Annotated in this window: 9 protein-coding genes; 4 read left to right on the top strand and 5 right to left on the bottom strand. The window is 36.9% G+C overall.

Features of this window, described 5'->3' with window-relative positions; all coding sequences use genetic code 11:
• The 4 genes from MW688_RS23300 to MW688_RS23285 all read right to left on the bottom strand — a co-directional run.
• The coding region (locus MW688_RS23300; protein WP_486738405.1) for a hypothetical protein at positions 1–534 on the bottom strand (534 nt) is incomplete at its 3' end.
• A gap of 495 nt (positions 535–1029) precedes the next feature.
• The gene (locus MW688_RS23295; protein ID WP_486738404.1) at positions 1030–2001 is read right to left on the bottom strand and encodes a hypothetical protein; all 972 of its coding nucleotides are present in this window, start codon (positions 1999–2001) and stop codon (positions 1030–1032) included.
• Positions 1998–4220, bottom strand: coding sequence for a hypothetical protein (locus MW688_RS23290; RefSeq protein WP_486738403.1), 2223 nt, complete (start codon positions 4218–4220; stop codon positions 1998–2000). Before MW688_RS23290 ends, MW688_RS23295 begins: the two co-directional genes overlap by 4 nt.
• A gap of 93 nt (positions 4221–4313) precedes the next feature.
• On the bottom strand, positions 4314–5840 hold the full coding sequence (locus MW688_RS23285; RefSeq protein WP_486738402.1) for a phosphomannomutase/phosphoglucomutase: 1527 nt from the start codon (positions 5838–5840) through the stop codon (positions 4314–4316).
• Positions 5841–6040: 200 nt separating this feature from the next.
• On the opposite strand from MW688_RS23285, the gene MW688_RS23280 reads away from it, so the two are divergent.
• The 3 genes from MW688_RS23280 (at position 6041) to MW688_RS23270 (ending at position 9012) form a co-directional block, all read left to right on the top strand.
• A complete protein-coding gene (locus MW688_RS23280; protein WP_486738401.1) occupies positions 6041–7351 on the top strand; it encodes an RNA-guided endonuclease InsQ/TnpB family protein in 1311 nt (436 codons plus the stop codon).
• An 8-nt stretch (positions 7352–7359) separates the two neighbouring features.
• Positions 7360–7869, top strand: a complete 510-nt coding sequence (psbQ, locus tag MW688_RS23275; RefSeq protein ID WP_486738400.1) for a photosystem II protein PsbQ — start codon at positions 7360–7362, stop codon at positions 7867–7869.
• 78 nt (positions 7870–7947) lie between these two features.
• Positions 7948–9012 (top strand): NAD(P)/FAD-dependent oxidoreductase, encoded by a 1065-nt coding sequence (locus MW688_RS23270; RefSeq protein ID WP_486738399.1) that lies wholly within the window; start codon positions 7948–7950, stop codon positions 9010–9012.
• Between the two features lie 5 nt (positions 9013–9017).
• On the opposite strand, the gene MW688_RS23265 is transcribed toward MW688_RS23270, so the two are convergent.
• On the bottom strand, positions 9018–9560 hold the full coding sequence (locus tag MW688_RS23265; RefSeq protein WP_486738398.1) for a retropepsin-like aspartic protease family protein: 543 nt from the start codon (positions 9558–9560) through the stop codon (positions 9018–9020).
• 440 nt (positions 9561–10000) lie between these two features.
• On the opposite strand from MW688_RS23265, the gene rpmB reads away from it, so the two are divergent.
• On the top strand, positions 10001–10237 hold the full coding sequence (gene rpmB, locus MW688_RS23260; RefSeq protein ID WP_486738397.1) for a 50S ribosomal protein L28: 237 nt from the start codon (positions 10001–10003) through the stop codon (positions 10235–10237).
• Positions 10238–10319 lie beyond the last annotated feature (82 nt).

Raw genomic sequence — 10319 nt, 5'->3', positions numbered from 1 at the left:
GTTAGTATTTTTATATTTTAAAGAAGTGGACAAAGGCATTTTACAGCTAGTTCGGTAATTTTGCCAATTAGGTACCTTTTTCCCTTTTACTTTTTTAGTTTTAGCGTAAAATTTATTGGTTTGTTTAATTAGTTTTGTTTTACGTTTTAACCAAGTCTGTGCTGAAATTAATTTACCTTTTAGTTGTTTTATATAGTCTTTTCTAGATTCAATTGCTGAACCTACTTGTCCTTGGGCGTCTGCTATTATTCCATTGGCGTGACGCTTTAAAAGTTGGTATTTATTTTGTAAGTAACTGTTCCATTTTGATTGGTCAAACTTTACTTTATTTAACCATTTCTTAAAGAGGGGACAATAATAACCTAGACAATTTATTAAATGATTTACTGTTTCACAAACTGCTTCTCTATAAATAGGCTCATAAGCTGTTAAAAACATCTCAAAACTAGTAAAGCCCAAAGCATTTAACTCGTTTATTGGTGTTGGCAATGCTTTGACATAACTTAGGGTATTAGATTTTTTTATCACCATCATTAACAACTACTTAAGTATCAATATTATATCATTGCAAAGGACTCATGAGGTTGTACCTAACTCGGAGCCTCTCCTGCCTCATATCAAAGCACCAAAACAAAAGTACAGAAATTGGCCGACAAGGGAGAATCAATTTTTAAGCCTTTAGCATTAATTCTCTTACTCATTACTCATTACTTATTACTTCAAAACTCAACCCTCACCAGTAAATGAGTGATAAAGATGCAAGATCTGAGGTGCCTCCTGCCTCAAAAGGATAACCTTTGTACCTCACAAGAATGGGAACTGCCATATATCATTGCTAAACAATAGTAGGTCTATATTTTCTCTAATAGCGCACTAAACGACTTATAATCAAGGGGAAAACACAGTAATTATCTCTCAATTATCCCTTTGTCCCTAATTGTCAACCAACTAAAACTTACCCATTATGGCTATTTAGCTAATCAAATGAGCAAGTTTTAGCAGTAATGAGTAAATATTTTTCAACTGTATTTAGCCCTTTAAAACAGCGAAACCATCATTAGTTTTACAACCTCTAGCGAATTCATCAATCGCTGTTTTGAGATATTCATCTATACTCAACCAATCGCGAAGGAAATCAAACAATCCCCAACTACGTTGATCATAGTGTAATTTCAGCAAAAAGCGTAACAGATAGCGTAGGGGTTGTTCACTATCTCGGGGACTATATTGGGCATCGTGACGAAGTTTACGAAAATAAAAATGAGGTAAATAATTATCATCAACTTCCAAACGAGAGAAAACCACACTACCCACAGTTTGAACAGGAGTAACTACACTAGCTATATAGGGACTTAACTGTTCAGAATTAAAATAATTAATCAAATTCCCATATTCTTGCTTAACGCGATTTATTAACTCTAGTTTAGTTTTCTTATCTCTAAGTAAATACTTTTCACACTTAACTGGAGCAAAAATCACCAAGCGAGGAGAATCCAAATCTTGATAAGCTTGCTTAATTAAATCAGTAATTTGTTGAGGTCGATTAATTCTCTCATGATACTTGCCCCTTTGTTCCATCAAAGCTGGGGCATCAATAGCGATTAAAACAGCTACAGAATTGTGTAATAAATCCTTAACAAATTCTTTTTCCTGGGGAATTGCCTTCGTGGCATGATAACCGCCTGGATAATCCCGAAAGTGCAACTCCAAAGAAGGAGTACGACCTTTTTTACCGATACCAAATACAAAAGAACGTAAAGATTCAGGACCTGCGGGAGCTTCTGTTCCAGTAATTCCCCTTCTATCTTTTGCTTCAAATACATCTAGCATAGTCTTAAGTTCTACGAGGCGGTCTTGTAGAATTGCCGAACTCTCCTCATCAGGACTTAACTGTAAATCAGTCAGTCCAATATTACTCTCAAACTGTTCATACATCGCCGTTAACAGAGTAGTTTTACCCACTCCACTAGGTCCTAGCATTGTAATATCAAGTTTATTCATACTTCCCTCAAGTTATTTATATTCAAAGGCAAAAAACTCAGCAAATGCAATTGATTAGCTACAGTTACTTCCTTTATCAAGTCTAACCATTCTCGTCTAGTTCGAGTTTGAGCGCCTAACTGGGCGAATTCTGAAGACCACACTTCACCACGCATCTCCTCAAGAAAAATACGCCATTCACTCTTTACTCCTTCAGCGCGGAGTACCCGATCTAAAAATTCTTCAACAATGGCAAAAGCCGCTTGACTTGGTTCTGCTAGTAAATCATCTAAAGCAGTTTGACAATTATACACTGCTTCTGCTTGGAGAGATTGTAAACAAGTCAATACTTCTGTGGCTGAGGGATTAGTAGACAATTGCAAAGAAGTTAAATTGGGGGTCAAATCATCGAGATGAACCCGAATACGATGTTGAATCATACCACGATAGGCGAGATTAAATTCTGCAAGAGTTTGAAAGCCAAATTTGAGACTAGTTAAATCTTCAGGTATTTGATTGACTATCTCTTTGAGAAAACTAGATCCTGTGGCAGAACTCAAGTTACCCAAACGCGCCTTGGTAATTAACACCTCAGCTACTTCAGATTTTACTTTTTCTAAGCCCTTTTTTAAACCGTCATCAAGCAGTAAAAAATGTTGAGATAGATGGGCGCGAATTTCATTTAAGTATTCATAGTAGGCGTTGGGATAACCTCCTAAACGTTTACGTCTTGTTTCTATTGCTGCTTCTTTTGGTATACCCGTATCTTCTTGACAAGCTTTGATTGCTGCTTCTACTTGTTCTTTGAAGTCAAAATCTTCCCAATCTCTTTGTTCTCGAAGTTTTTCTAATAAATCTTCTAAATTAGTCGTTAATTCATCCCAGAGTTCTTCAAAGAGTTTTTCAAATAGAGGAAACCAATTATTACCCATAGCCACTAGTTTAACAGCTTGTTGGGCTTTGGTTAGTTCCCCACTAATTCTCTGTTGAATTTCCCTAAGGCGTTCTTGACAAGCCTGGGTGTATTCTTGATCTAAACTAGTGATATTTTTAGTTAGGTAACTCAATACTGGATCTAAAATTTTGCTCCTTGCTTCTTCTGGATTGGCGCAATTAGCGATGAAACAATCACTGAAGTAGAGATGCTTCTCTTGATAGGAATTAGCTAAATCTTGACAATAAACTAAATTATCTTTAATGGGAGAATTAGAGTTAGTACGATTGAGAACTAAAAAAGACCATTTAGCTAAGGGCAAATCTCTCAAAGCTTGATTAGCAATATCATATAGTTGTACATCTACATCTGCCCAATAATCCCGAGGTGGCCGCGGCATTCGTATAAATAACACTAAATCTACATCTTTGCCTAGAATTTCAATCAGTCTTTCTGGGTCTCCTAAGCCTGTATCCCCTAATCCTGGCATATCTACTAAAGCTATTTTTCCTAAATCTTCGTTAGGAAAAGCACAGACTATTTTTGCTTCTTTCGCCGCTAGGTAGTTATGGTAGGATCTTTGACCATCTATAGTGTCTTGGGCGATATATTCTCTGATTTCTGTTTTTTTGAGACGTTTTGGGGAGGTTTCAGTAAAAAAATGGCGATAGTTGGGAAGTTGATCATAATATTGCCTAAGATGTTCGTACATCGCTCCGTATACGGCGTTTTTGGCTAATTCTGGGGGTAACTCCGGCAGGGGTTCACTCCCAAAGGTTGCTAAATTTATGGGCTTGGCGCCTAGTTGTAGTTTTTCATAGTAAGGAACAATAACTTCATTTAAAAAAGATATTTCTGAGTGGAACCAAACTTCAGCGTAGGTTTCGATATTTGGGTTATGGTGAATTGTACTACGTACACCAGTACAGTGTTGGCGATCGCCTGTGGGAATTTCGGCGCTACTCAACCCTGATAATGTTTGTAATAGTTGGCTTTTTCCCTGTCCAGCTCGTCCTATAACGCCAATATTTAGGGTTTGGCGTTGAAAACGAGCTTTTAGCTGTCCTAAGGTAGCAATTTCTTTTTCTAGTTGATGCTGGGGCGTCTGATAATCTATTTCTTCTAAATAGCCCCTAATTTTCTCATCTTCAATTTTAGTGAGGAGTTGCTGTCTATATTGCTCGATTTCAGCTAGTTTAGCTAGGAGTAATTTACTGTTTTTCTCCACCTCAGCTATGTTCTCGGCTAAGGGTAAACGCTGGGCGATAATTTGGCTTATTTTACTTTCGGTAAGTTGAACAATCATGATGAGAATCTGAGTTTATTTATTTTATCCCCAACTCAAAGGAGATGGGGCAGTGATTACTATAAAATTATTCTCGATTTGAGGACAATTTATTTAATTTGATGGAAATGGTGTTAGATCTAAATATTGATAACCTTGGAAAAATTGCTTTAATCGTTTGGCTATTTTGACTACCCCTTGGTCAACATTTGACTCAATATTCAGGGGAATAACTGGGTCATGGAGAGATAAACGCAAGAGAAACCAGCCATTTTCTGCGGGAGATTGACAAGATACTCTCACCCCCTCGTAATTATTGGGAACAATTAACCAATCTTCTTGAGTTTGAGCAAATTCCTCTAACTTGGTAATGACTTGATTTCCATAATCTTTGAAATCCTCTGTGTTGATTTTCAGGCGAAACTCCTCACTTTCTGCTGGTTCTTGTAAATTACTAATTAAATCTGTAAGTAATTGGCCTTTTACTTTTAATTGTGCTAGTTTTATTAAGATTAAAGTAACTAAATAGGCCCCATCATCTAAGAAATGATTTTCACGACAAGCACCATGACCAGATGTTTCAATTGCCAACCAGGATTCTTGTCCCGTTTCATTTAAACGAACTGCTTCATTAATAACATTTTTATAACCTCTTTTGAATCGATGGTGTAGTCCTCCTAAATCTTTCTCAATAAAGCTTGTTAAACCATCAGAAGTTATGGAATCAGTAACAATGGTGGAGCCTGGGTGCTCCTGTAAAACTATAGCACCAATTAAAGCAATTAAACGATTGCGATTGAGTTCTTTGCCTGTATGGTCTACAGCAGCTCCCCTATCTACATCTGTATCAAAGATAATTCCTAAATCTGCTTGCTGTCTATTGACCGCTTCACAGATAGCCGCCATTGCTTCTTTGTTTTCGGGATTGGGAATATGATTGGGAAAATTACCATCGGGTTCTAAAAATTGACTTCCGGTGGTATCGGCGCCTAGGGGTTGAAGAACTTTGTCTACATAAAAACCACCGCCACCATTACCGGCATCGACAACAATTTTTAATCCCTGTAGGGGTAGCTCAAAATTAGTAGGATGATTAACTTGTTTACGAACTTTTTCTACTAGTTGAGAGGCATATACAGACATAAAATCTTGAGAAGCGATTTCCCCTGGGGTAGTAGTAGTAAATTGATTTTTTTCAGCTAACTCCAGTATCGCTTTAATATCAGGTTTATCTAAACCCCCGGCTTTAGTAAAAAATTTTAAGCCATTACGATTAAATGGTAGGTGTGAAGCTGTAAGCATAATTGCTCCGTCACAGTTAAAACCCTCGGTAATTGTACTCATAAACATAGCGGGTGTGGAAGCTAGACCAAAATCATAAACTCGACAACCGCTACTAGCAATACCCTCGGCTACTGCTTTACTCAAAGCTTCACCTGAAAGACGACTATCCCGTCCTAATGATATAATCAGTGAGGTGGGTGCTTGGCTTAACTTGGTTGCCAACCACTGCACAAAGGCTTTACCGAGAATTTCTGCTATTTCTGCGGTTAGGTTAACTGTTTCTCCAGGAATACCCTCTAAAGCGACACCGCGAATATCTGAACCGTTTTGTAATTTACTCCAGTTATAATTTTCCATAATATGTTTAAAAAGCTACTACTTGTTTAGTCATCCTAGCTTAAAAATTCCTAGACTTAACTTTTTGTTTATCTTAAATGTGAGCATTCATCACTGGTTATAGCGCCAGCAAAAGCGAGTGATGAATGCTCACCAACATATAGACATATTGAGTGAAACTATGATAAGATAGATTTAAGCTTAGTAATCAGCATAAATAAATGATTGTCTACGAGTTCCGTGTTAAAGCCAACAAAACTCAATATCAAGCTATTGACGAAGCTATTCGGATAGGTCAATTCATTCAAAATAAAGCGTTGCGCTACTGGCTGGATAACGAAAAGGTTAATAACGAAAAGGTTAATAACGAAAAGGTTAATAACGAAAAGGTTAATAACGAAAAGGTTAATAAAAAGGTTAATAAGTATGACTTAAATAAGCAGTGTTCTGTTTTAGCTAAAGAATTTGACTTTGCCGACAAACTTAACTCAATGGCTAGACAATCAAGTGCTGAACGTACATGGTCTGCTATATCCAGGTTTTACGACAACTGTAAAAAGAAGATAAAAGGTAAAAAAGGCTTCCCTCGGTTTAAGAAAAATTGCCGTTCCGTAGAGTATAAAACTACGGGATGGAAATTAGATGAAAAAGCTAACCGCAAAGCAATAACCATAACCGATAAAACAGGTATAGGTAGACTTAAACTAAAGGGCACTCATGATTTATGCTTTTATGACTTAAAACAAATAAAAAGAGTAAGATTAGTAAGACGCTCGGACGGCTACTATTGCCAGTTTGGTATATCTGTAGATGCTAAGATTGAAAATCCTGTGACTAATAGCAATGTTGGTTTAGATATGGGATTGAATGACTTCTATACTGATTCTTACGGTCACAAAGAAGATAATCCTAGATTCTACAGAAAGGGAGAAAAGAAACTTAGCCGCTTACAGAAAAAAGTAAGCAAAAAGTTAAAAAAAGGGCAAAAGCAATCCAACAACTACAAGAAAGCTAAACAGAAATTAGCCAAAGCTCATTTAAAAATAAGTAGGCAACGCAAAGACCATGCTATCAAACTGGCAAGGTGCGTAGTCCTCTCTAACGATGTGGTAGCCTACGAAGATTTAAAAGTGCGCAACATGGTGAAAAACCATAAACTAGCCAAATCCATAAATGATGCAGGCTGGTATCAGTTTAGGCAGTGGCTAGAGTATTTTGGAGAAAAGTTTGGCAAAATAACAGTAGGAGTACCTCCTCACTTTACTAGTCATACTAGTCAAAAATGTTCTAATTGTGGGGAGGTGGTCAAAAAATCTCTATCAACAAGAACACATAAGTGTATCCATTGCGGATATGTAGCCGACAGAGATGAGAACGCGGCGATAAATATATTAAAAATTGGATTAAGTACGGTAGGGCATACCGGAACTAAAGCTTGTGGAGAGGAAACCTCTACTTTGGTTGACGAAAGTCAACCAAAGCAAGTATCCTCTGTGAAGCAAGAATCTCCCACTAAACCCCTTGCAGGTTAGTGGTGAGAGTGTCAAGTTTAGTCTATTTATACTGTGAAAATCAAATGTTCCATAGATTCAATATACGTCCAGTTGTTGCTTTAATTTTAGTGTTAGTAACTAGTTTGTTAGTAAGTTGTAGTAGTGCTAAGGTGAGTACTCCACCTCCTACTTACACACCAGAGAAAATTGCGGAAATTCAGAAATTTGTTACTCCCCTAAAATCAGCCCGCGCAGAAATGACCAGATTAGGAGGCTTAATTCAAGAGGAAAACTGGGTAGATACCAAAAGTCTAATTCATGGACCTTTAGGTGATTTACGTCGAGATATGAGTTATCTAAGCCGTCAATTACTACCTAAAGACCAAAAACAAGCTACTACTCTAATTAGAGATTTGTTTACTGATTTAGAAGAATTAGATGCTGAAGCTAAAGTTCAAAACTATAGTTTAGCAGTACAAAGATATAATGATGCCGTCAGAGATTTTGATGCTTTCTTAGAATTGATTCCTGAAGGCGACACTGAGACAACTACTTAGTATTAAGTATTAGGATTAAGTATTAGGGCAAAGCAATAGTTTTTTGCCCTAGATATTTTTCACAGGAGTTGGGGTGAAATGACCCATGTAGCAATAGTTGGTTGTGGTGTAGTTGGGGCGGCTATAGCCTATGAATTGAGCAAACTAGAGGGGTTGTCTGTTACTCTTTTTGACGCCAATCAGCCGGCCTCCGGCGCTAGTGGCGCTGCTTTAGGAATTATGATGGCCGTTATTAGTCATAAATTCAAGGGACGGTCTTGGCAATTACGATCTAATAGTTTACAAAGATACGATTCTCTGATTTCAGAGTTAGAGACACTTACTAAGATTAATATTCCCTACAATCGTCAAGGTATTTTGAAACTAACTTCTGAAACTACAGATTTAGAGAAGTGGCAAAAACTGCAAAAAATTAGATTAGACCAAGGTTTAAATTTAGAAATTTGGTCTCTAGAAAAACTTAAAAATCTCTGTCCCTATTTAGATTTAGAGCAAAATCACATCAAAGCTGCACTTTATTCACCCTCTGATAGACAAGTTAATCCTACTATTTTGACTCAGGCTTTAGTGGCGGCTAGTGTAAAACAGGGAGTTAATTGTCAATTTGGGGTAAAGGTAGAGGAAATCATTTCTACACAACTGAGAACTAACCAAGGGGATTTCTCTGCTGATTGGATTGTTATTGCCGCAGGGATTGGTTCTGATCCTTTGATAAACTCTATCAAGATTAGTCCAGTGTTAGGTCAAGCAATACAAATTAAACTTGATGCCAATCTAGGTGACAGTAGCTTTCAACCAATTATTACCTTTGATGATGTGCATTTAGTTCCTCTTGGTAATTTAGAATATTGGATAGGTGCTACGGTAGAATTTACGGGAGATAATCAAGAGTTATTACCCGATAATCATCTTTTAGAAATAGTAAAAAATAGAGCGATCGCCTTTTGTCCTGCTTTAGCTGGTGGTAAAATTATGAATACTTGGTTTGGTTTGCGTCCTCGTCCTGAAGGGCAACCTGCCCCTATTCTTCAACCTTTGTCTGGTAATAATCAGGTAATTGTGGCCACTGGTCACTATCGTAACGGCGTTTTACTAGCACCGGCTACAGCAGAGGCGGTTAAAGAACTTTTGGGTGTAAATTAATTCAGCTATTTACGTTCATGAAATTCAATGACATTTTCACGAATCGTTAAATCATAATTCCCATAAAAATCTTGTCCCAACAGTCCTATTGGAACATGGGGAGATACCATAACTAGGATATCATTAGCTGTAAGACCGCCTGCTGTCATAGATTTTATTCTAGCAAGAGGCGCTGTAACTATTCCTCCTGCTGTAGATACTCTAGTTGTTCCTTCTGGTTCAAGGTTGAGAGTATCCGCCATCTCAGGAGTTAAGACAGTACCACTAGCGCCTGTATCTAAAAACATTTCAAAAGTATATGAGCCATTAAAAATTACATCAACAACAACTAGGTTTGATTCTCGACGCTTAATGGGAATACTGAAAAAACCAGGATTAGAACTATTAGGACTTTGTGAATTATTATCGGGACAAAGATCCCCAAGACTAACGGGATTTCCATTAGCATCTAGCATGAAACAATCACTTTGTTCTTGAGAATGAGAGCTAAAGGAGGTGAGTATGACTCCCGTAGTAACTACAATAGCTGTTAATAGTTGAGACTTCATGAAATTAATCAACAATATTATATTTTTATTTTAACAAAAGAAAATAGAGTGAACTACCTAAACTGAATCTGAGATGCTCGTTTAGACTTACTACCCAAGATATAGATTAGTCTCACACCAAAGCATCTATACCTCAGATCTTGCCTCTTTATCCAAAGTTACTTGTGGATGAATCATGAGTAATGAGTCTTGGAGTAATGAGTTAAAGAATTAATGCTAAAAGCTTAAAAATTGGTTGACCTTTGCAAGATCTTAGTAGGGTAAAGATAAATGAACTTTTTCTGAGGTTAATTTAGTACATAAGTACTGGTGGAAGATGTGAGTTAGTGATAAATTTCTTGGTAAGTACAATATAGATAAGATTTAATCTGGTAGTTTTTAGCTCTTCTTTTTATAATAGTAAGGTTAATGTTAAAGAAAAAAAAGAGGTTAGAGCAAAAATGGGGCGTAAATGTCATCTTACTGGAAAAAAAGCTAATAATGCTTTTGCGGTATCTCACTCTCATCGCCGAACTAAAAAACTACAACAAGCTAACTTACAGTGGAAGAGAATCTGGTGGCCTGAAGGTAATCGTTGGGTAAAATTAAGACTTTCTACCAAAGCTATTAAAACTTTAAACAATAAAGGTTTACAAGCTATGGCTAAAGAAGCAGGTCTTAATCTCAATAATTATTAAAAAACGGCAGAAAATTGCTGACGCTTTTAAGTTTAGGGATAAAAGTTGAGTGAGGCAATCCAAACGCTGACTTCCTCCTGTA

Source organism: Johannesbaptistia floridana (assembly GCF_057440575.1).
Note: the sequence above shows the minus strand (reverse complement) of the source record. Positions and strands in the feature narration are given on the sequence as shown.

Excerpts from the sequence above, each read along its gene's own strand:
- MW688_RS23295 (WP_486738404.1), bottom strand. The coding sequence starts at position 2,001 with ATGAATAAACTTGATATTACAATGCTAGGACCTAGTGGAGTGGGTAAA.
- MW688_RS23290 (WP_486738403.1), bottom strand. The coding sequence starts at position 4,220 with ATGATTGTTCAACTTACCGAAAGTAAAATAAGCCAAATTATCGCCCAG.
- MW688_RS23265 (WP_486738398.1), bottom strand. The coding sequence starts at position 9,560 with ATGAAGTCTCAACTATTAACAGCTATTGTAGTTACTACGGGAGTCATA.
- MW688_RS23280 (WP_486738401.1), top strand. The coding sequence starts at position 6,041 with ATGATTGTCTACGAGTTCCGTGTTAAAGCCAACAAAACTCAATATCAA.
- rpmB (WP_486738397.1), top strand. The coding sequence starts at position 10,001 with ATGGGGCGTAAATGTCATCTTACTGGAAAAAAAGCTAATAATGCTTTT.
- MW688_RS23270 (WP_486738399.1), top strand. The coding sequence starts at position 7,948 with ATGACCCATGTAGCAATAGTTGGTTGTGGTGTAGTTGGGGCGGCTATA.
- MW688_RS23285 (WP_486738402.1), bottom strand. The coding sequence starts at position 5,840 with ATGGAAAATTATAACTGGAGTAAATTACAAAACGGTTCAGATATTCGC.